At 74.3% G+C, this 19,565-nt stretch carries 20 protein-coding genes; 9 read left to right on the forward strand and 11 right to left on the reverse strand.

Translation table 11 applies throughout. From position 1 onward, the window contains the following. Positions 1–61: 61 nt before the first annotated feature. A complete protein-coding gene (locus F8568_RS16230; RefSeq protein ID WP_151594379.1) occupies positions 62–1,306 on the reverse strand; it encodes a glycosyltransferase in 1,245 nt (414 codons plus the stop codon). Between the two features lie 169 nt (positions 1,307–1,475). On the opposite strand from F8568_RS16230, the gene F8568_RS16235 reads away from it, so the two are divergent. Together F8568_RS16235 and F8568_RS16240 are read left to right on the forward strand one after the other, a co-directional pair. After that, complete coding sequence (locus F8568_RS16235) at positions 1,476–2,150, forward strand: histone deacetylase (protein ID WP_151594380.1); 675 nt, start codon at positions 1,476–1,478, stop codon at positions 2,148–2,150. Further along, positions 2,137–2,586, forward strand: coding sequence for a peroxiredoxin (locus F8568_RS16240; RefSeq protein ID WP_151594381.1), 450 nt, complete (start codon positions 2,137–2,139; stop codon positions 2,584–2,586). The genes F8568_RS16235 and F8568_RS16240 overlap by 14 nt, the downstream gene beginning before the upstream one ends. Positions 2,587–2,679: 93 nt before the next feature. Here F8568_RS16240 and F8568_RS16245 read toward each other — a convergent pair whose 3' ends face one another. Beyond that, on the reverse strand, positions 2,680–4,323 hold the full coding sequence (locus F8568_RS16245; RefSeq protein ID WP_328600907.1) for a CocE/NonD family hydrolase: 1,644 nt from the start codon (positions 4,321–4,323) through the stop codon (positions 2,680–2,682). 148 nt (positions 4,324–4,471) lie between these two features. On the opposite strand from F8568_RS16245, the gene F8568_RS16250 reads away from it, so the two are divergent. After that, the gene (locus F8568_RS16250; protein WP_151594382.1) at positions 4,472–5,566 is read left to right on the forward strand and encodes a mechanosensitive ion channel family protein; all 1,095 of its coding nucleotides are present in this window, start codon (positions 4,472–4,474) and stop codon (positions 5,564–5,566) included. Here F8568_RS16250 and F8568_RS16255 read toward each other — a convergent pair. Then, entirely contained in the window at positions 5,544–6,128 is a 585-nt protein-coding gene (locus tag F8568_RS16255; RefSeq protein WP_151594383.1) for a TetR/AcrR family transcriptional regulator, read from the reverse strand. The genes F8568_RS16250 and F8568_RS16255 overlap by 23 nt on opposite strands. Positions 6,129–6,240: 112 nt before the next feature. Here F8568_RS16255 and F8568_RS16260 point away from each other — a divergent pair, with 112 nt between their 5' ends. Continuing rightward, positions 6,241–7,665 (forward strand): MFS transporter, encoded by a 1,425-nt coding sequence (locus F8568_RS16260; RefSeq protein ID WP_151594384.1) that lies wholly within the window; start codon positions 6,241–6,243, stop codon positions 7,663–7,665. A 40-nt stretch (positions 7,666–7,705) separates the two neighbouring features. On the opposite strand, the gene F8568_RS16265 is transcribed toward F8568_RS16260, so the two are convergent. Then, positions 7,706–8,152: an ATP-binding protein gene (locus tag F8568_RS16265; protein WP_151594385.1), complete on the reverse strand. Its 447-nt coding sequence runs from the start codon at positions 8,150–8,152 to the stop codon at positions 7,706–7,708. A gap of 94 nt (positions 8,153–8,246) precedes the next feature. Then, positions 8,247–8,906 (reverse strand): lysophospholipid acyltransferase family protein, encoded by a 660-nt coding sequence (locus F8568_RS16270; RefSeq protein WP_236008805.1) that lies wholly within the window; start codon positions 8,904–8,906, stop codon positions 8,247–8,249. Between the two features lie 174 nt (positions 8,907–9,080). On the opposite strand from F8568_RS16270, the gene F8568_RS16275 reads away from it, so the two are divergent. Beyond that, positions 9,081–9,488, forward strand: coding sequence for an organic hydroperoxide resistance protein (locus tag F8568_RS16275; protein WP_151594456.1), 408 nt, complete (start codon positions 9,081–9,083; stop codon positions 9,486–9,488). A gap of 45 nt (positions 9,489–9,533) precedes the next feature. Here the strand turns inward: F8568_RS16275 and F8568_RS16280 are convergent, their stop codons facing one another. From F8568_RS16280 to F8568_RS16300, 5 genes are all read right to left on the reverse strand, one after another. Beyond that, positions 9,534–10,166, reverse strand: coding sequence for a GOLPH3/VPS74 family protein (locus tag F8568_RS16280; protein WP_151594387.1), 633 nt, complete (start codon positions 10,164–10,166; stop codon positions 9,534–9,536). 2 nt (positions 10,167–10,168) lie between these two features. After that, on the reverse strand, positions 10,169–10,441 hold the full coding sequence (locus F8568_RS16285) for a hypothetical protein (RefSeq protein ID WP_151594388.1): 273 nt from the start codon (positions 10,439–10,441) through the stop codon (positions 10,169–10,171). 9 nt (positions 10,442–10,450) lie between these two features. Then, on the reverse strand, positions 10,451–11,392 hold the full coding sequence (locus F8568_RS16290; protein ID WP_407924471.1) for an SPFH domain-containing protein: 942 nt from the start codon (positions 11,390–11,392) through the stop codon (positions 10,451–10,453). Positions 11,393–11,464: 72 nt separating this feature from the next. Beyond that, positions 11,465–13,018 carry an MFS transporter gene (locus tag F8568_RS16295; protein ID WP_151594389.1) on the reverse strand — a complete coding sequence of 518 codons (1,554 nt, stop codon included), beginning with the start codon at positions 13,016–13,018 and terminating at the stop codon, positions 11,465–11,467. A 79-nt stretch (positions 13,019–13,097) separates the two neighbouring features. Beyond that, entirely contained in the window at positions 13,098–16,271 is a 3,174-nt protein-coding gene (locus tag F8568_RS16300) for a BTAD domain-containing putative transcriptional regulator (RefSeq protein ID WP_151594390.1), read from the reverse strand. Positions 16,272–16,313: 42 nt separating this feature from the next. Between F8568_RS16300 and F8568_RS16305 the strand changes: the two genes are divergently transcribed. Both F8568_RS16305 and F8568_RS16310 read left to right on the forward strand, forming a co-directional pair. Continuing rightward, positions 16,314–16,739, forward strand: coding sequence for a limonene-1,2-epoxide hydrolase family protein (locus F8568_RS16305; RefSeq protein ID WP_151594391.1), 426 nt, complete (start codon positions 16,314–16,316; stop codon positions 16,737–16,739). A 92-nt stretch (positions 16,740–16,831) separates the two neighbouring features. Beyond that, on the forward strand, positions 16,832–17,878 hold the full coding sequence (locus F8568_RS16310) for a hypothetical protein (RefSeq protein WP_151594392.1): 1,047 nt from the start codon (positions 16,832–16,834) through the stop codon (positions 17,876–17,878). An 83-nt stretch (positions 17,879–17,961) separates the two neighbouring features. On the opposite strand, the gene F8568_RS16315 is transcribed toward F8568_RS16310, so the two are convergent. Continuing rightward, positions 17,962–18,435, reverse strand: a complete 474-nt coding sequence (locus F8568_RS16315) for a MarR family winged helix-turn-helix transcriptional regulator (protein ID WP_151594393.1) — start codon at positions 18,433–18,435, stop codon at positions 17,962–17,964. Positions 18,436–18,553: 118 nt separating this feature from the next. On the opposite strand from F8568_RS16315, the gene F8568_RS16320 reads away from it, so the two are divergent. Continuing rightward, positions 18,554–19,048 carry a nitroreductase family deazaflavin-dependent oxidoreductase gene (locus F8568_RS16320; RefSeq protein WP_151594394.1) on the forward strand — a complete coding sequence of 165 codons (495 nt, stop codon included), beginning with the start codon at positions 18,554–18,556 and terminating at the stop codon, positions 19,046–19,048. 70 nt (positions 19,049–19,118) lie between these two features. Continuing rightward, positions 19,119–19,499 carry a nuclear transport factor 2 family protein gene (locus F8568_RS16325; RefSeq protein ID WP_151594395.1) on the forward strand — a complete coding sequence of 127 codons (381 nt, stop codon included), beginning with the start codon at positions 19,119–19,121 and terminating at the stop codon, positions 19,497–19,499. Positions 19,500–19,565: the final 66 nt, after the last annotated feature.

The raw sequence follows: 19,565 nt of genomic DNA on the forward strand, positions 1-19,565 counted from the left end.
GGATCGCATGAACAAGGCCCCGGATCCTCGCGGGGATCCGGGGCCTGCGGTCGGGAGGACGTCAGCCGGCGAGGGCGGGGACCTTCTCGGCGTCGGCTTCCGTCTCGTCCTCGGGGACGGGCTGGGGCTCGGGGACCGGCAGGATCCGCTCGTAGGCGCGGAGCGTCTCGGCGGCGATCCGGTCCCACGAGTACCGGGACCGGGCGCGGTCGGCGGCGGCGATGGAGTAGCCGTGCAGCGTGGTCTCCTCGCCGAGCAGCCGGCGGACGGTGCGGCCGATGACCGCGGGCCGCCCGGCCGGGACGTGCAGGCCGGTGATCTTGTCGAGGACCTCGTCGGTGTTGCCGCCGACCGGGGTCGCCACCACCGGCACGCCGCAGGCCATGGCCTCCAGCGGGGTGGTCGGGCAGGGGTGGGCGGGGGTCAGGCAGAGGGCCAGGCTGGCGGTGCGCAGCAGCTTCGGCAGCGACTTGCGGGGCAGCCGGCCGAGGAAGATGACGCGGTCGGCGACGTGCAGCTCCTTGGCGAGCATCATCAGCCGGTGCACGACCGGGTCGTTCTCGAGGTCCTCGCGGGCGGGGCCGCCGGCGACGGCGAGCTCGGCGCCGGGGACGTGCACCAGCGCGCGCAGCGCGGTCGCCACGCCGCCGGACTCCAGGTCGTCGCAGACCATCACGAGCCGGTCCCGGTCGCCGCGCGGCATCGCGGGGCCGACCTGGGCGAACTGCTCGGCGTCGACGGCGTAGGGGACGACCGCGACCGAGGGGCGCGGCACGCCCATCCGGACCACGGAGCCGGCCTCTTCGGCGTGCCCGGCGATGACGGTGTCGGCGCCGCGGCCGATCGCCTTCTCCAGCCTGTCGCGGTGGGGGTGGACGGGGCGGCCGGCGCGGCGGTCGGCGGCGGCCACGCCGTGGTAGCTCTGCGCGAAGGGGATGCCGAGCTCGCGGGCGACGGCGCAGGCGGCGAGGCCGCCGATCCAGCCGTGCGCGTGCACGAGGTCGGGGCGTCCGGCGCCGGACCAGCGGTGGCGCAGCTCGTCGGCGAGGTCGCGGACGTGGCCGAGCAGCTCGTCGTCGCTCAGCGGGCGCGCCGGGCCGGCGTCCAGGTGGACGAGGGTCGCGCCCGGTCCGAGCCGGACCCGGCCGCGGGCGTCCTCGGCCTGGCGCCGGGCGTAGACGGTGACCTGGTGGCCCGCGTCCGTGCGGGCGAGCGAACGGGCGAGATCTCGGACGTGGACTGGCTGCAGGTGTTCGCCGTCGAGGTCGGAGGCGGACACGAGAGCGATGTTGAGCTTGCGGTGCATGACGTATCCTCCGGGACTACACAGGGGAAGCCTGGAGGTATCTGCGTCGTAGACACCTGACTCGCAGGAGACTATTTCCGGCCAGACTCCCCGCCAAACCTCGCGAATCGGAACGCTCTCCCCATCGCGCCCCCTCCAGGGCCCCTCACCAGCGTGGATACTGGAAGGGATGGACGAAAGTTCACTCTGGTACGTCGCGTACGGCTCCAACCTGTTCCGCGAGAGGTTCCGCTGCTACCTGTCCGGCGGGCGTCCGCCGGGCGGTGCCCGGCACTACCCCGGCTGCCGCGACCCGCGCCCGGCCCGCGCCGAGCTGTCGGTGACGCTGCCGGGCGGCATCTACTTCGCCCTCACGTCCCGGGTGTGGGGCGGCGGCATGGCGTTCTACGACCCGGCGCTGCCCGGCCGCGCCGCCGCCCGCGCGTACCTGCTGACCCGCGCGCAGTTCTGCGACGTGGTGTCCCAGGAGACGCGGCGCGGCGTCGGCGTCGACCACGACCTGTCGGAGGCGGTGGCGCACGGCCGGCAGCGCCTCGGCCCCGGCCGCTACGAGACGATCGTCAAGGTCGGGGAGCGCGGCGGGCATCCGATGCTGACGTTCACCTCGCCGCATCCGTCGTCCGCGGCCGAGCTGAACGCGCCGTCCGCGCCGTACCTCACCATGCTCGGCGACGGCCTGCGCGAGGCGCACGACTGGACCGCGGCCCGCGCCGCGGCCTACCTCGCCGCCTGCCCGGGCGCCGCGGGCGTCTGGACGCGGCACCGCATCGCCTCGCTGCTCGGGCCGCCCCGCCCTCCCGGCCGGCGCGAGGGAGGGCTACGTTCGTCGCATGAACGTCGGTGACGTCGTTGACGACTTCGAACTGCCCGACCAGACGGGCGAACCGCGCACCCTGACCGGCCTGCTGGAGCAGGGGCCGGTCGTCCTGTTCTTCTACCCGGCCGCGATGACCCCGGGCTGCACCGCCGAGGCCTGCCACTTCCGCGACCTGGTCGCCGAGCTCGCCGAGGTCGGCGCCCACCCCGTCGGGGTCAGCGCCGACCCGGTCGCCAAGCAGAAGGAGTTCGCGGAGAAGAACTCCTTCGCCTACCCCCTCCTGTCGGACCCCGAGGGCACCGTCCGCGCCCGCTTCGGCGTCAAGCGCGGCCTCGCCATGCTCCCCACCAAGCGCCAGACCTTCGTGATCGACACCGACCGCCGCGTCCTAGCGGTCGTCAAGAGCGAGATCCGCATGAACACCCACGCCGACAAGGCCCTGGAAGCCCTCCGTTCCCGTTGAGTTGGGGGGGGGGGGGGGGGTGGGGGGGGGCGCGCGCCGCCCCCCCCCCCCCCCCCCCCCCCCCCCCCCCAACTCAACGCGGGCTCGGGGGGCTTAAGCGGGGACGACCGGGAGGATGATGGCGCTCGGGTGGTCCGGGGTGTGCAGGATCTCCTGGTCGGCGGTGAGCATCTCGGTGGCGGTGCCGATGGGGGCGCCGGTGCCGGGGTTGCGGGCGACGCGGGGGTAGGCGCCGCTGGCGACCTGCACGCGGACGCGGTGGCCGCGGCGGAAGCGGTGCCCGGCGGGCCACAGCTCGACGGTGACGCGGCGGACGCCGTCCGCGTCGGGCTCGGGAGCGCCGGGGACGAGCCGCCGCATGCCCTCGCACAGGTTGAGGGACTGGCCGTCCGGGGTGACGTCGCAGAGCCGGACGACGAAGTCGGTGTGCTCGCGGTTCGACCGGACGTGCAGGTCGGCGGTGACCGGGCCGATGATCTCCAGGTCGTCGTCCAGCACCGGCGAGGTGTAGACGAGCACGTCGCGGCGGCGTTCGAGGCGGCGCTGGTCGGTGACGGGGTGGGTCTCGCCGAGCAGGGTGGGGCCGCCGAGGAACGGCGTCGGGTGCTCCGGGTCGTACCGGTATCGGTCGGGCGGCGACTCGGGCGGCTCGTCGGGGGACAGGGCGCCGGCGGGCCGCAGGTGCCAGCGCTCCTCGCGCATCCCGGGGACGGGCCAGTCGGGGAACTCGCGCCACTCGTCCACCCCGGTGACCAGCAGCCGGACGGGCTGCTCGCGCAGGCCGGACGGGTCGTCCAGCAGGTGCGCGCGGAACCATTTGAGGGACTCGTGCACCGAGCCGCGCATCATCCGCTGGTCGGCGTGGAACCAGGGGCCGATGGTGAGGTAGGGGCGGTGTCCGGCGGCGCGGAGCGCGGCGTAGTCCTTGAGCTGCCAGGGCAGGAAGATGTCGTACCAGCCGCCGGTCATGTTCACCGGCGCGTCGACCCGGGAGACGGTGGGGCTGAAGTCGCGCTTGTCCCAGAACGGGGTGTCGGGGCCGTTGACGAGCAGCTCCTGGAAGAACCGCTGCTGCTCGCCGGTCGCGAGCCGGTCGAGCTCGGCGAGCGGACGGCCCGACAGCGCGGCGCGGCGGGCGCGGCGCGGCGACATGATGCCGGTGGTGATGCCGGACAGCGAGTTCTTCATCCGGGCGGTGAGGTCGACCCAGATGAGCGCGGACTCCAGCGCGAAGGTGCCGCCGACGTTGACCGCGTCGCGGAAGGTGGACGCGGTGACCTGCATCGACAGGGCTTTCAGCTCGGGCCCGGCCTCGGCGGCGACGGCCCACTGCACGTAGCCGAGGTAGCTCGGGCCGTGCATCGCGAAGGTGCCGCCGAACCACGGCTGCCCCTTCAGCCACGCGATGGTGGCGAGGCCGTCCTCGCGCTCGTCGAGCGCCTCGAACACGCCGCCGGAGCCGAAGCCGCCGCGGACGCTCTGCACCACGGCCTGGAAGCCGTGCGAGGCGAACGCCTGCCCGCACATGAGGCCGAACGGCCCGCGCCGCCCGTAGGGCGAGCGGACGAGCACGACGGGGGCGCGCTCGACGTCGGCGGGGGCGTACCGGTCGGCCAGCAGTGTCACGCCGTCGACGGCCGGGACCTTCAGGTCGCGGTCGACCGTCACCTTGTGGGGGCCGTTCCGCAGTCCGAGCGCCGTGACCCCGAGCCGGCGCATCCTCTCCACGCCTACCACTTGATCGATCGTATCCGCCGGGTGACGGGAACCCCGCTGTGAGGAACCTCGCAGAATTGCCGGGTTTCACTACGATCGAGGGCGGTTTGCGGCAAGGATTGCGCACTGCCGAGGGACGGGCGGCGCGGGCCGCCCGGAGGAGGGATCGATGCACGCGTTCGACGGTGTGAGCTGGGAGCGGGTCGTCGCCGCCGCCGTGGTGATGGTGGTGGCCATGGCGATCGCGGTGGTGCTCCGGCTGCTCACCGGGCGCCTGCTCCGCCGGGCCGGGAGCACCGCGTGGGCCTGGGACGACCTCGCCGCGCGGCTGGTGCGGGACCTGGCGATGCCGGTCGCGGTCATCGGCGGCGCGTGGATCGCCGCGAACGTGCTGGAGCTGCGGCGCGGCACGCTGGACGTGTCGGCGAGGGTGCTGACGGCCGCGACGATCCTGGTGGTGTCGCTGGCGCTGGCGCGGCTGATCGCGGGGGTGGTCGGCTCGGTCGCGTCCGCCCGGCAGGGCGTCGCCGCCAACGTGTCGATCTTCGCGAACATCACCCGGGTGCTGGTGATCGGCATCGGCGTGCTCATCATGCTGCAGAGCCTCGGGATCTCGATCTCCCCGCTGCTCGGCGCGTTGGGCGTCGGCGGCCTGGCGGTGGCGCTGGCGTTGCAGGACACCCTGGCGAACCTGTTCGCGGGCGTGCACGTGCTGGCGGCCAAGACGATCGAGCCGGGCGACTACATCAAGCTGAGCAGCGGCCAGGAGGGGTACGTCGTCGACATCAACTGGCGCAACACCTCCATCCGGACGCTGTCGGACAACATCGAGGTCATCCCGAACGCGCGGTTCTCCGACTCCATCCTCACCAACTATCACCGGCCCGCTCAGGACATGTCGCTGCTGATCCAGGCGAGCGTGGCCTACGAGAGCGACCTGGAGCAGGTCGAGAAGGTGGTCGTGGAGGTGGGGGAGCAGGTGATGAACGAGGTCGAGGGCGGCGTCAAGGACGCCGAGCCGCTGGTGCGGTACCACACCTTCGCCGAGTCCGGCATCGGCTTCACCGTGATCCTGCGCACGGGCGAGTTCGGCGACCAGTTCAGGATCAAGCACGAGTTCGTCAAGCGGCTGCACCGCCGGTTCGGTGAGGAGGGGATCGAGATCCCCTACCCCAGGCGCAAGCTCATCCTGCCCGACGGCGTCTCCAAGGGTGCCGACGGCGCCGCCGCCCTGCCGCGGGTCAGGGGCGGATCATCGGCATGATGACGTCGTCGACCAGGGAGACGATGAACTGGTCGGTGATGTCGGGCGCCTCGGTGAGGTTGTGGTACACGATCACGGCCGGGCCGACGTTGGCGACCTGCCGGGTCACCGCGCCGGGGCGCACCGCGCCGCGCTCGGCGCCGTCCTCCAGGACGCGGTAGAGCGCCTCCTTGATGGGGCCGGTCATGCGCGACTGCACGACGTCGTGCATGAGCCCCTTGCCGTCCTTGCCGGCGGTCTCCTCCTTGAGGACGCGGATCGCCGCGCCGTGGCAGGCCTTGATCGTCTCGCGGAACGTCCGGAGCAGCCGCAGCACGTCGGCGCGGACGTCGCCGGTCGGCTCCTGGGCGGGCGGTTCGGGCAGGACGTGCTTGAGGGCGTCGGTGATGAGCTCGTCCTTGGACGGCCAGCGCCGGTAGAGGGCGGCCTTGCCGGTGCGCGCGGCCGACGCGACGCCCTCCATGGTCAGTTTCCGGTAGCCGACCGCTTCGAGCTGCTCGAACACCGCGTCGAAGATCGCCGCTTCGAGCGCGTCGCCGCGCCGGCGGGTGGCCGGGGTCACCGGATGCTCCCGGAAGTAGTGAACGTGAACGTTCTCTTTCGTGTCGATCGGTGGTACGTTCCCCACATAGTGTACTTCGCCGTTCCCTAATTTCTCGTTCCGGAGGTTCGCCGTGCCTTCCGCACCGCACGGGCGGACGGCCGCGCCGCAGGAGCCCACCGCTCCGCCGGCCGGTCCCCGCGTCCATCATCGCCCAGGTGTCGTCCTCGCCGTCATCGTGGGCTGCCAGCTCATGATCGGCCTCGACACCTCCGTCGTCACCGTCGCGCTCCCCGACGTCCGGGCGGGCCTCGGGCTGTCGACCGGGGGGCTCGCCTGGGTCCAGAACTCCTACATGCTCGCATTCGGCGGCCTGCTGCTGCTCGGCGGGCGCGCCGGGGACGTGTTCGGCCGCCGCCGCGCGTTCACCGCCGGCGTCGTGCTGTTCACCGCCGCGTCCCTGCTCGCCGGGTTCGCGGACGCGGGCTGGTGGCTGCTCACCGCGCGCGCCGCGCAGGGCGTCGCCGCCGCCGTCGCCGCGCCGAGCGCGATGTCGCTGATCGCCACCAACTTCGAGGGGCAGGCCCGGGCCCGCGCGCTGAGCGTCTTCTCCGCCGTCACGGGCGCGGGCGCCGCCGTCGGCATGCTCGTCGGCGGCGTGCTCACCGAGGCGGCGTCCTGGCGGCTGGTCTTCTTCGTCAACGTGCCGGTCGGCATCGTGCTGGCGCTGCTCGCCCCGCGCGTGCTCGCCGAGACGCCCCGCCGCCCCGGGCGCTTCGACGCGGCCGGCGCCGCCGCGGCCACCGCGGGCATGACCGCGCTGGTCTACGCCCTGATCCGGGTGGGCTCGGACGGCTGGGGCGACGGCCGCGCGCTCGCCGCGTTCGGCGCCGCCGCCGTCCTGCTCGCCGGGTTCGTCGCCATCGAGCACCGCACCGCGCGGCCGCTCATGCCGCTGTGGCTGCTCACCGGGCGCGACCGCGCCGCGTCCTACCTGTGCCAGCTGCTGCTGGTGGGGGCGAACTTCGGCGCGTTCTTCTTCTGCACCCTCTACCTGCAGCAGGTCCTCGGCTACGGGCCGCTGGCGGCCGGCGCGGCGTTCCTGCCGTTCGTCGGGCTCCAGTTCGCGACGGTCCGGGCCGCGCCGCGCCTGCTGCAGCGGTTCGGCGCCCGCGTCCTGGTCGTCGCCGGGATGGCGTGCGCGCTGGCCGGGCTGCTGTGGCTGACGCGGCTGTCGGCGGGCGACGGGTACGCGGCCGGGGTGCTCGGGCCGTTCATGCTGATGGGCGCGGGCGGCGGGCTGTCGATCATGCCGCTGAACGCGACGATCCTCGGCAGCGTCGGCCCCGCCGACTCCGGCGCCGCGTCCGGCGTCGCGCAGACGATGCTGTGGGCGGGCGGGTCGCTGGGCTCGGCGGTCATGGTGACGGTGTTCGGCTCGGGCCACGCCGGCACGGCCGCGCTGATGCACGACATGGACGCCGCGTTCGCGACCGGCGCGGGCTTCGCCGCCGCCGCGCTGCTGGTCGCGGTGGCCGTGCTGCGGGTCGAGCGGTGAGGCGGCGGGCGGGACGCCGGCGCCGGCGTCCCGCCCGCGGTCAGCTCTGCGGGGAGCGGGTGTCGGCGAGCCGGCCGCCGATGCTGCCGGCGGCGTAGTCGAGGTGCTTCTCCAGGGCGACGAGCGCCCCGTCCTGCGGGTAGGAGTCGAACCGCACGTCGTCCGCCAGCGACCGCATGATCATCAGGCCGCGGCCGACCTCGGAGACCGGGTCGGGCTCGAGGATCCGCTCGGCGTCGAACCCCTCGCCCGAGTCGATCACCTTGATCACGCAGCGCTCGTCGTGGATCGCGGCCCGCACCGTGTAGACGTCGCCGCGCCGGGCGTGCTTGATCACGTTCGTGCACGCCTCGGTCAGCATCACCTCGATGTCGTCGCGGATGTTCTCGGCCACGCCCAGGGCCTGCAAAGACGCGTCGAGGATCTTGCGCGTCGCGGGGACGCTCGCCGTCTCCCGGGGGAGCAGGAGGTCCAGGCTGATGTCCATGTCGCGTCTCCGTCGTCTCCGGCGTCCGTCCCCTTGACACGTGCCCTGGGCCCGGTTCCCAAACCTCCGCGGGTGCCGTGCCCGCCCAGGCGCCTCAGGGGGTGTCGGCGGGGCGGGGCGCGTAGTCGTCCACGTACTCCTGGCCCGACAGGGCCTGGATCGCGTCCATGATCTCGTCGGTGACGACCCGGGCGACCTTGCCGCGCGGCATCCCCTCGTCGCGGCCCGCGAACCGCATCGGCGCGCCGATCCGCACCTCGATCCGGCCCGGCTTCGGGACGACCTGCCCGCGCGGCTGCACCCGGTCGGTGCCCTTGATCGCCACCGGGACGACCGGTGCGCCGGTGCGCATCGCGAGGCGCGCCACGCCCGTCCGGCCCCGGTAGAGCCGCCCGTCCGGCGACCGGGTCCCCTCGGGGTGGATCGCGAAGACGCCGCCGCGCTCCAGCACGGCCGCGCAGGTGTCGAGCGCGTCGAGCGCGGCCCGCCCGCCCGAGCGGTCCACCGCGATCGCGCCGACGCCGCGGAAGAACGTCGCGGTCGCCTGGCCCTTCACGCCCGTCCCGGTGAAGTACTCGTGCTTGCCCAGGAAGTGGACCCGGCGGGGCACGATCAGCGGCAGCACGAACGAGTCGATGAACGCCAGGTGGTTGGCCGCCAGGATCACCGGCCCCGTGCGCGGGACGTTCCGCAGGCCGCTCACCCTGGGGAGGAAGGCCACCCGCATCGCGGGTCCGAGAACGACGTATTTCATCAGGGGATAGACAACGCGTTCGGGGTCCATGTCCGAGAACGCTATGGCGCCCGCCCCCGCCCCGGCGGTGGTGACCCGTTACAAGTTCGACCCTTGGAAGTTTGTAGGTCTCCGCACTGGACCCACTTTAGAAGTGTGCAATTGAATTGAGTGCAATCGATCGAAGGGACCGGCATGGACACCCACTACACCGCCGTGGCCACCGCCAACGGGCGCGACGGGCGCGCCGTCAGCTCCGACGGGCGCCTCGACCTCGCCCTCGCCCTGCCCCGCGAGATGGGCGGCAGCGGCGACGGCACCAACCCCGAGCAGCTGTTCGCCGCCGGGTACGCCGCCTGCTTCGCCAGCGCCCTCGGCGCCGTCGCCCGCGCCACCCGCGCGGACGTCAGCGACGTGTCCGTCACCGCCGAGGTCGGCATCGGCGGCGATGTCGAGAAGGGCTTCGGCCTGAGCGTCGTCCTGCGCGTCGAGCTGCCCGACGGCCTGGACAACGGCCGCGAGCTCGTCGAGCAGGCCCACCAGGTCTGCCCCTACTCCAACGCCACCCGCGGCAACATCCCCGTTGAGCTGGTCATCGAGTGACCGCCGCGGCGTGCCGCCCCGCGCGGGGGCGGCGCGCCGTCCGGGTCAGGAGCCCGCGGACGCCATCGCCGCGCGCTGCGCCCGGATGACCCTGCGCATCGCCGGCGCCGCCGGGCCGGACCGCGCCGTCAGCTCCGCGATCCGCCGCCGGTGCCGCCGCCGCTCCGAGCCCGGCAGCACCGACCTCAGCTCGCCCGCCGCCGCCAGCGCCACCGCCGCCGCGTCGTAGCTGTTCACGTGCGCCACCGGACGGCCCCGCAGTGCCGACGACGCGCCGCCCCACAGGTCCTTCACCACCCGCGGGTCCCGGACGGTGATCTCCTCGGCGGGGAACAGACCCAGGACCCGGCGCCCCCGCACCCGGATCCAGCCGCCCCGCTCCAGCTCGTCGCGCACCGTCCGGACCGCCGACCGGGCGTCCCTGCGCACCCAGTGGTGCCAGGGGCGCGGCCGCGAATCCGCGATCTGCGCCCGCACCCCGTACGGGTCGGCGCCCGGCGTGCCCGGCACCGGCCGGCCCCGCCGCTCCTCGAGCCGCCCGTCCAGGAACAGCTCGGTCAGCGCCGCCGCCCGCAGCACGTACCCGAGCCGCGCGCCCCGCGTCGTCATCCGCTTCTTCCGCAGGTCATAGGCCAGCAGGTACATCCTCGCCGGCAGCGTCTCCGGAACCTCGACCATCCCTACTCCTCGCTTGCGCCCCGCCGCGAGCCGCGCTCGCCCGGCGGCCCCTTCCCGCCCGGTGCCCCCTGCTCGTCGGGGGCGTTGCGGGGCCGGCCGGGCCGCCGCATCCGCCCCGCCGACCCGGGCATCCGCCCGGCGTCGGCCAGCGCCTGCCGCAGCAGGAACTCGATCTGGGCGTTGGTGCTGCGCAGCTCGTCCCCGGCCCACCGCGCCAGCGCGTCGTGCACGGCCGGGTCGAGCCGCAGCAGGATCTTCTTGCGCTCCGTGGCCACTGCTCGCGGTCACTGGTAGAGCGTGCCGGTGTTCACCACCGGCTGCGCGTCCCGGTCGGCGCACAGCACGACCAGCAGGTTGCTGACCATCGCCGCCTTGCGCTCCTCGTCCAGCTCCACGACGTCCTCCTCGTCCAGCCGGTCCAGCGCCCGCTGCACCATGCCGACCGCCCCGTCCACGATCCGCTCGCGCGCCGCGACGACCGCGCCCGCCTGCTGGCGGCGCAGCATCGCCTGCGCGATCTCCGGCGCGTACGCCAGCCGGGTGATCCGCGACTCGACGATGTCCACGCCCGCCGAGGCGACGCGCTGCCGCAGCTCCTCCGACAGCTGCCCGGTGATCTCGTCGGCGTTGTCGCGCAGCGAGGTCCGCCCGGCGGCGTCGTAAGGGAAGCTGCCCGCGATGTGCCGGACGGCCGCCTCGGTCTGGAACGCGACGAACTCGACGAAGTCGTCCACCTCGAACACCGCCCGTGCGGTGTCGCGTACCTGCCAGACGACGACCGCCGAGATCTCGATCGGGTTGCCGTCCAGGTCGTTGACCTTCGCGAGGCCGGTCTCGTGGTTGCGGATCCGGGTCGACACCTTGCGCCGGTCGGTCAGCGGGTTCACCCACCGCAGCCCGTCCTCGCGGACCGTCCCCTTGTACCGCCCGAGCAGCTGCAGCACCCGCGCCTCGCCCGGCGCGACCGCCGTCAGCCCGATCGCGGTCACCAGCCCGGCGATGATCAGCAGGATGCCGATGACGACCCCGGCCGCCGACGCCGCGCCGCTCCCGGCGAGCCCGGCGACGAGCACCGCGATCCCCGCGATCAGCACGACCGCGGCCATCCCGAGCATCGGCCACCCGCTCCGGTCGCGCGCGGGCCGCTCCTCGACCCGCGGCCGCGGCATCTCCACCTGCGCCGGCTCCACCATGCCGTCCACCTCTTCCTCGGTTAGCACCAACATAGCAAAGTGATATCACTTTTTCCAACGGCGACGCCCGGCCCCTGGAGCGGGACCGGGCCTGGCCGGGACGGGCTACTTGCCGGCGGGCACCGGGGCGCCGTCGGGGGTGTCGTCGGTGGTCTCCGGGATCACCTTGGGGACGGAGCGGAGCGTGACGAGGGCGAGGACGGCGACCAGGGCGGCGAGGCCCGCGCTGCACAGCAGGGCGCCGTGCATGCCGTCCACGAAGGCGTCGCGGGCGGCGCCGAGCAGCGGGCCGGCGACCTTGGCGGGCAGGGCGGACGCGGCCTCGACGGCGCCGGCGAGGGAGTCGCGGGCGGCGGACGCGGCGGGGGCGGGGACGTTCGCCGGCAGGTGCAGCGCGTCGCGGTAGACGGCGTTCAGGACGCTGCCGAGGATCGCCATGCCGAGCGCGCCGCCGAGCTCGGTGGCCGTCTCGGAGATCGCGGACGCGGCGCCGGAGCGGTCCTTCGGGACCGACGCGAGGACGGTGTCGGCCGTGGTGGTCAGGGCCATCCCCATCCCGCAGCCGGACATCAGCATCCCGGCGACCATCACCCAGTAGGAGGTGTCCAGGCCGACCGTGATGAACAGGGAGAACCCGCCGGCGGCGACCAGCATGCCGATCGCGACGACCCGGGCGCGGCCGAGAGCGCCGATCAGCGGCGGGGCGAGGGCGGCGCCGCCGACCATGGCGCCCGCGGCGCCGGGCAGCCCGGCGAGGCCCGCCTTCAGCGGCGACCAGCCGAGCGCGAGCTGGAAGAACAGCGAGAAGATCAGCGACTGGGCGACCAGGGCGAACATCGCGAACATGTTGGTGACGACGGAGCCGGAGAACGCGGCGCGGCGGAACAGCCGGACGTCGATCAGCGGCTCGGCGGTCCGGGTCTGCCGGATCCAGAACGCGGCCAGCGCGACGGCGCCGATGACCGCGGCGACGGCCACCCGGGGCTCGCCGGCGCCGTGCGCCGCCGCCTCCTTCACCGCGTAGACCAGGCCGAGGACGCCGGCGATCGACAGCGGCACGCCGACCAGGTCCAGCCGCCCGGTCACCGCGGTGCGCGTCTCGGGCAGCACGAACGCGCCGGCGACGAACGCCACCGCCATGATCGGCACGTTGATCAGGAAGACCGAGCCCCACCAGAAGTGGTCGAGCAGCGCGCCGCCGATGACCGGCCCGAGGCCGACCGCGAGGCCGCCGATGCCGCTGAAGATCCCGATCGCCATCGTGCGCTCCTTGGGGTCGCTGAACACCCGGCGGATCAGCGACAGCCCGGACGGCATCAGGGTCGCGCCGGCGACGCCGAGCAGCGCCCGCGCGGCGATCAGCAGTTCGGCGCTCGGCGCGTACGCGGTGACGCTGGACGCGGCGGCGAACAGCGCGGTGCCCGCGAGCAGCAGCTTCTTGTGCCCGATCCGGTCGCCGATCCCGCCCATGGTGATCAGCAGGCCGGCGAGCGCGAAGCCGTAGGCGTCGGCGATCCACAGGATCTGGGTGGCGGAGGGGTGCAGGTCGGCGCTCAGGTGCGGGATGGCCTGGTTGAGCGCGGTCAGGTCGATGTTCGGCACGACGGCGAGCAGGCAGCAGATCGCGAACGTGCCCCATTTGCGGGCTGAGGAGTACATGTCCGCAAGGTTCGCGGGGCGCGCTGACGGGGCGCGCACCGTCCGCTGACCGTCCCGCGCGGCGCCGTGCGCAGGGCTGTCAGTCGCCGGTCAGCTCCCGCCAGGAGTCGGGCGGGATGCGGTCCGCGCCCACGTCGAGCATGGCGAGGGCCTCGTCGCGGCCGAGGGCGGCGCCCTCGGCGAAGGCGGCCTCGTAGCGCGCGTCGCCGAGCGCCGCCCGGGCGCCCGCCTCGATCTGGGCGGCGTCGGCGTCGGCGGGGATCTGCGGTCCGCGCAGCAGCGCCGCGACGCCCGCCAGCCGCGCGGCGCGCTCGGCGTCGCCCTCGGCGAGCGCGGCGCCGCCGAGCCCGGCCGCCGCCTCCGCCTGGTAGGTGAAGACCGGATGGTCGGACGAGATGCTCAGCGCCTCGCCGAACAGCTCCCGCGCCCGCGCGGCGTCGCCCTCGGCGGTCGCGACCCAGCCGAGCCCGACAAGCGCGGTCCCGCGCACCGCCCGCGCGATGAACCGCTCCGACGCGAACCCCGTCAGCGCCGCCTCGTACAGCCGCCGCGCCTCGGCGAGGTCGCCGCGCAGCCGCGCGATCCCCGCGAGGCCGCTGTGGCCGCCCGCGACCTTGTCGGGGGCGCCCGCCCGGCGCGCCAGCTCGATGCCCCGCTCCAGCTCGGCGGCGGCGCGGTCCGGCTCGCCGGCGTGGACGAGCACCTCCGCGCGCCGGTACAGCAGGTCGGCGGTGTCCTCCAGGGCGCCGAGCTGCCCGGTCAGCTCGAGCGCCTCGTCCAGCAGCGCCAGCGCCCGCTCCCGGTCGCCGCGCCAGTCCGCGATCTGGGCGAGCGGGTCGAGGGAGTTCGCGGTGCCCCACCGGTCGCCGCACTCCCGGAACTTCGCGACCGCCGCGGTGCACGACTTCTCGGCCCGGTCGGCGTCACCGCTGAACTGGCGCAGAAACCCGTCGCTCATGTGGAGCAGCGCCTGCGCCCACGTGTCCTTGCCGACGTGCACCGAGAACACCGCGAACTGCGTGCGGCTCGGCCCCGCCGCGAGCGCGTACTGCACGATCGTGGACGGGTACGTCAGCTCCCGCCGGATGCCGTGCAGCAGCGTCTCCGCGCGGTCCAGCCAGACCTGCGCGCGGTCGCCCGTCACGCCCCCCGACACCGCGTTCATCACGCACAGGACGTACTCCTCCTCGCACCCCTCCGGCGGGTCGAGGCCCACGACGTCCAGCAGCTCGGCCGCGATCGACGCGCCCTCGATCCGCCCGCGCAGCCACCAGTACCACGACAGCGCCGCGACCATCCGCAGCGCGAGCACCGTGTCGAGCCGGACGGCGCGGCGCAGCGCCGCGTGCAGGTTGCCGTGCTCGGCGGCCAGCAGCGCGAGCCATTCGAGCTGCTCCGCGCCCCGCAGGTGCGGCTCGGCGCGCCGCGCCAGGTCGAGGAAGTACGCGGCGTGCGCCCGCTGGAACCGCTCGTCCTCGCCGGCCTCCGCGAGCCGCTCGGCGCAGAACGCCCGGACGGTGTCGAGCATCCGGTACCGGGTCCCGTCGCTCTGCAGCAGCGACTTGTCGGCCAGCTCGACGAGCAGCTCGTCGGCGTCGTCGAGGTCGCAGACCCGCTCGGCCGCCTCCAGCGTCAGCCCGCCGGAGAACACCGTCAGCCGCCGCGCGAGCGTCTGCTCCGCCTCGTCGAGCAGCTCCCAGCTCCACTCGACGACGGCCCGCAGCGTCTGGTGCCGGGGCGCGGCCGTCCGGTTGCCGCGCGACAGCAGCCGGAACCGGTCGTCCAGCCGGTTCGCGACCTGCTCCACCGGCAGCGACCGCAGCCGCGCCGCCGCCAGCTCGATCGCCAGCGGCAGCCCGTCGAGCGCGCCGCAGATCCGCAATACCGCGCTGGCGTTGCCCTCGTCGACCGCGAAGTCCGGACGGACCGCCGCGGCCCGGTCGGCGAACAGCCGCACCGCCGGATACGCGGTGAGGTCGGCGGCGGGCGCGCCCTCGGGAGGCAGCGCCAGCGGCGGCAGCGGCCACAGCGCCTCCCCGGTGATGGCGAGCGCCTCGCGGCTGGTGGCCAGCACCCGCAGGTGCGGGCAGGCGCTCAGCAGCCGGTGCGCCAGCGGCGCGACGGTCGCGACGACGTGCTCGCAGTTGTCCAGGACGAGCAGCATCCGCCGCCCGGCCAGCGCCGTGACCAGCCGTTCCGCCGGGTCCGCCGGCTGCTCGCCGGGGCCCGCCATCATCGCGCTCCCGCGCAGCCCGAGCGCCCCGAGCACCGCCTTGGTCACCTCGGCCCGCTCGACGGGCGCGAGGTCGACGAAGCAGACCTCGCCGTCCTCGCGTGCCGCCGCCTCGACCGCCAGCCGCGTCTTGCCCGCGCCGCCCGGCCCGAGCAGCGTCACGAGCCGGCCCTCGGCCAGCATCGTCCCGACCCGGCGGACCTCCTCGTCGCGGCCGACGAAGCTGGTGAGCTGCGCCGGCAGGTTCAGCCGGACGCCCTCCGCCCGCTCCTGCGCCTTCGGCGCCTCCAGGTCGCCGCGCAGGATCGCCATGTGGACGTCCGCCAGCTCCGGCGACGGGTCGGCGCCCAGCTCGTCGGCGAGGACGCGCCGGCCGTCCTCGAACGCCTCCAGCGCCTCCGCCTGCCGCCCGGCCCCGTGCAGCGCCCGCATCAGCAGCGCCCGCGCGCGCTCCCGCAGCGGCCGGGCGTCCAGCAGGTCGCGCAGCTCCGGGATCACCGCGTCGCACTCGCCGAGCGCGAGCCGCGCCTCCGCGTGGTCTTCGGCGACCGCCGCCCGCGCCTCCTCCAGCCGCGCCGCCCGCGGCTCGGCGAACGGCGCCGACCGCACGTCCGCCAGCGCCGGCCCCCGCCACAGCTCCAGCGCGTCCCGCAGCAGCGCCGCCGCCCGCGCGTGGTCGCCCGCCGCGAGGGCGCGCCTTCCGTCCCGGGCCAGCTCCTCGAACCGGTGCGCGTCGACCGCGTCCCGCTCGGCGAGCAGCCGGTACCCGGCGGGATGCCCCTCGACCAGTCCCGCGTCGCCCAGCCCCCGGCGCAGCCGCGACACCTGCGACTGCAGCGCGTTCGCCGCCCCGGCCGGCGGCTCCTCCCCGTAGAGGCCGTCGATCAGCCGCTCGCTGGTCACGACGCGTCCCGCGTCCAGGGCCAGCATCGCCAGCAGCGCCCGCACGCGCGGGCCGCCCACCGCCACCGGCCCCGCGCCGCCACGGGCCTCGACGGGCCCCAGAACCGCGAACAGCATGGCCCTGATTGTGGCGTACTCCCTCAAGTACCGTAATCGTCCATGACCGAGATCCAGATCGTCCGCGAGTTCCTCTCCGCCCTCGAGGCCCTCGACGTCGACCGGGCCCTCACCCACGCCGCCCCGGGCATGGTCTACCAGAACGTCCCGCTGCCGCCCGCCCGCGGACTGCCCGCCGTCGAGAAGACGCTGCGCGCCATGACCCGCTACGGCACCGGCTTCGAGGCCCGCGTGCACAACATCGCCGCGAACGGCCCGGTCGTCCTCACCGAGCGCACGGACGTCCTCGAGGCGGGCTCGTGGCGGGCCGAGTTCTGGGTGTGCGGCACCTTCGAGGTCCACGACGACCGCATCACCCTGTGGCGCGACTACTTCGACTGGACGACGTTCCTCGCCGCGTCCGCCAAGGGCCTCGGCGGCGTCCTGCGCTCCGCCCTGTCGCCCCGCCCTCGGGCCCGCACCTCCTGATCCCGGCTTTGCGCGCGCCGCTCAAACTTGCCAGCATTTACTGTCACGGTAGGCACAAGCGCCGCGACCATGCCGCCCGCCACAATTCCGGCATGAGACGTGCATGGCTGGTCGGGGCGGTCGCCGCGCTGGTCGCGGGGCTGGCGGCGCCCGCGGGCGCCGCCGAGCGCCCCTGGCGGACGGCGGACGCGCCGCAGGGCCTGTGGCCCGAGAGCGGACTGAACCGGGTGGCCGCGGCCGGCCCCGGCGACATCTGGGCGGCCGGGTTCGAGGGCTACGCCTGCGTGGACTGGTCGTGGCCCATGATGGGAGCCGGCTCGGTCTGCAGCTCCAACGCGGTCGTCCGCAAATGGAACGGCTCCTCGTGGGAGAACCACAACCCTCCCGGCGCCTGGAACCTCGAACCCGTCGACCTCGACGCCTCCGCGCCGGGCAACGTCTGGCTCTCCGGCCGCAACGGCGAGGCGGGCTACCTCGCCCGCTGGGACGGCTCCCGGTGGACGCAGGTGACGCCGCCCGACGCCTGCAAGAACTCGACGTCCCTCCAGGTCGAGGCCGTCGCCGACGGCGTCTGGGTGAGCAACGGCTGCCTGGCCCGGTGGCAGAACGGCACGTGGACCACTTACGAGCCGTCCGCGCTGGGCACCCGCGCCTACGTGTCCCAGGTCTACGCCGTGAGCCCCACCGACATCTGGGCGTCGGCCTCCGTGCTTCCCTTCCGCTACACCGTCCTGCACTGGGACGGCACCGAGTGGACCGAGGCCGACGTCCCGGAGAACTACAACGAGGTCGCCGCGGCCGGTCCGGCGGGCGTGTGGCTGGCCTCCCCGGGAGGGTCGGAACTGATGCGCCGGACCTCCGGCGGCTGGACGGCGATGCCGGCCGCACCGTCCGCCGTCCACGGCTACCGCATCGGTGATGACGGCTCCCTCTGGGCCGCCGGCGCCCCCGACAAGCCCGGCGGCGCCTTCTACCGCTTCGACGGCACCACCTGGCAGCAGGACCCGATGCCCGCGAGCACCGGCACAGGCTCCCGCCACCGGGGCGGCTTCGACTACACGTCCGTCCCCGGCAGCGGCGGCGGCATGGTCGCCGTAGGCACCGCCCCCGGCGGCGGCCCCACCACCTGGACCAACTGACCACCCCGCGCCCGGTCGCCGCGAGCTGCCCGGACCAGCGGGTCTCGCCCGGCCGAGGCGGGCGGGAGCGCCGCTTCGGCGTCTCAGCCGGATGCGGCGTCCGTGCTCGCCGACGGGCCGGCCAGGACGCGTGCCAGCAGGTCACGGAGGTGCCGCTGGTCGGGGCCGGGGAGTTCGAAGAAGGTCGAGGCCAGCGCGTGGGCGCTGGAGCGCAACTGCCGGCGTTTGCGTTCGCCGGCTTCGGTGAGCACCACGTGCTTGACGCGGCGGTCGCCCGGAGCCGGCCGGCGGGTCACCAGGCCGCGGCGCTCCAGGCCGTCGACGATGCCGGTGACGTTCGACGGCTCGCACGACAGCCAGTCGGCCAGCCGGCGCATCGGGGCGGGGCCGGACAGGTTGGTCAGGACGAGCGCCTGGGCCGGGGGAAGGCCGAGCGCCGCCGCGGCGGCGTTGAACTGCGCGCGCAGCCGCCCGGTGACCTCGAACACCAGGCCGCTCAGCTCGGCCGCGACCGCATTCGCGTCGGTACCGGCACAGGGGTCGGGCTCGGGGTGCATGCGACCAGCATAGCCACCGTTTGAGCACCTGAACTGTTGAGCTCCTGAAGTAACTGCTATGCTCCGGGAACAAGAACTTAAGGAACTGAACTATCAAGAAGCTGAAGGAGATGCCGCGATGACACCAGCGAGCACGGGTGGGCGCGCCGACCCGGACCGAAAGACGACGGCGCCCGAGAACGAGGTCTTCGACAGCCCGACCCCGTGGGTCGCCGATCACATCCGCGCCTACCTCGACACCGGCGGCGTCGAGGGCCACCTCTACCAGGGCTGGCCAACGCTGCTGCTCACCACCCGCGGCCGCAGGACCGGCAAACTCCGCCGCACCGCGCTGATCTGTGGCCGCGACCGGGACCGCTACCTGCTGGTGGCCTCCAACGGCGGCGCGGACCGCCACCCGGCCTGGTACCTCAACCTCACCGCCACCCCGGCGGTGTCGCTGCAGGTCGGACCGGACCACGTCAGCGCGACCGCCCGCACCGCCACCGCCGAGGAGAAGCCCCGGCTGTGGCGGATCGTGACCGAGCTGTTCCCCCAATACGCCAAGTACCAAGAGGAATCAGCACGCGAACTGCCCCTGGTGATCCTCACCCCCCAGACCCCGCCCGGATGACCCGCCGGGCCGAGCAACGGATGGACGAACCATGACGACGCGACCCGCCCTGAGCGACCACTAGCAGCCTGTGAGCGCGCAGGCGGTGGCGGCCGACTTCGCCGCGATATTGCAGCGGGCCGGAGAGGCCGGCGACGCCGACCTCTACGACTCCGCCTTCGCGGCAGACGTGCTGTGGGGCAGCCCCTACGGAGCCACCGTGGCCGGCTACACCGAACTGGCCATCCACCGGCGCCTCATGGCGGCGAACGCCGCACCATCGTCACGGTTCGAGGTGGTCACCGCGCTCACCCCCGCACCCGGCGTGGTGGTGACGCACATCCGCCGACGGGCATCCGACGCCGGCGGATTCTCCGAGATGGCACTGTACGTCCTGGTAGAACGCGCCGGACGGTGGTGGCTCGCAGCGGCACAGAACACCCCCATCGGCGAATCATCGCTGCGCAGCTGAAGACAAGGCGGCCACCGGCTCCCGAGGATCCTTTGCGCGCCTTGGCCATCGGGGCGGCCGCGGCCA

The sequence above is a fragment of the Actinomadura physcomitrii genome (genome assembly GCF_008923205.2).
In the GTDB taxonomy this organism is placed as follows: Bacteria; Actinomycetota; Actinomycetes; order Streptosporangiales; family Streptosporangiaceae; genus Spirillospora; species Spirillospora physcomitrii.

What these genes read in the sequence shown, in the direction of transcription:
- F8568_RS16275 (WP_151594456.1), top strand. Translation starts at nt 9,081, where the DNA reads ATGGACACCCACTACACCGCCGTGGCCACCGCCAACGGGCGCGACGGG.
- F8568_RS16315 (WP_151594393.1), bottom strand. Translation starts at nt 18,435, where the DNA reads ATGCACCCCGAGCCCGACCCCTGTGCCGGTACCGACGCGAATGCGGTC.
- F8568_RS16295 (WP_151594389.1), bottom strand. Translation starts at nt 13,018, where the DNA reads ATGTACTCCTCAGCCCGCAAATGGGGCACGTTCGCGATCTGCTGCCTG.
- F8568_RS16235 (WP_151594380.1), top strand. Translation starts at nt 1,476, where the DNA reads ATGGACGAAAGTTCACTCTGGTACGTCGCGTACGGCTCCAACCTGTTC.
- F8568_RS16290 (WP_407924471.1), bottom strand. Translation starts at nt 11,392, where the DNA reads ATGTTGGTGCTAACCGAGGAAGAGGTGGACGGCATGGTGGAGCCGGCG.
- F8568_RS16240 (WP_151594381.1), top strand. Translation starts at nt 2,137, where the DNA reads ATGAACGTCGGTGACGTCGTTGACGACTTCGAACTGCCCGACCAGACG.
- F8568_RS16250 (WP_151594382.1), top strand. Translation starts at nt 4,472, where the DNA reads ATGCACGCGTTCGACGGTGTGAGCTGGGAGCGGGTCGTCGCCGCCGCC.
- F8568_RS16270 (WP_236008805.1), bottom strand. Translation starts at nt 8,906, where the DNA reads ATGAAATACGTCGTTCTCGGACCCGCGATGCGGGTGGCCTTCCTCCCC.
- F8568_RS16265 (WP_151594385.1), bottom strand. Translation starts at nt 8,152, where the DNA reads ATGGACATCAGCCTGGACCTCCTGCTCCCCCGGGAGACGGCGAGCGTC.
- F8568_RS16310 (WP_151594392.1), top strand. Translation starts at nt 16,832, where the DNA reads ATGAGACGTGCATGGCTGGTCGGGGCGGTCGCCGCGCTGGTCGCGGGG.
- F8568_RS16320 (WP_151594394.1), top strand. Translation starts at nt 18,554, where the DNA reads ATGACACCAGCGAGCACGGGTGGGCGCGCCGACCCGGACCGAAAGACG.
- F8568_RS16300 (WP_151594390.1), bottom strand. Translation starts at nt 16,271, where the DNA reads ATGCTGTTCGCGGTTCTGGGGCCCGTCGAGGCCCGTGGCGGCGCGGGG.
- F8568_RS16305 (WP_151594391.1), top strand. Translation starts at nt 16,314, where the DNA reads ATGACCGAGATCCAGATCGTCCGCGAGTTCCTCTCCGCCCTCGAGGCC.
- F8568_RS16280 (WP_151594387.1), bottom strand. Translation starts at nt 10,166, where the DNA reads ATGGTCGAGGTTCCGGAGACGCTGCCGGCGAGGATGTACCTGCTGGCC.
- F8568_RS16230 (WP_151594379.1), bottom strand. Translation starts at nt 1,306, where the DNA reads ATGCACCGCAAGCTCAACATCGCTCTCGTGTCCGCCTCCGACCTCGAC.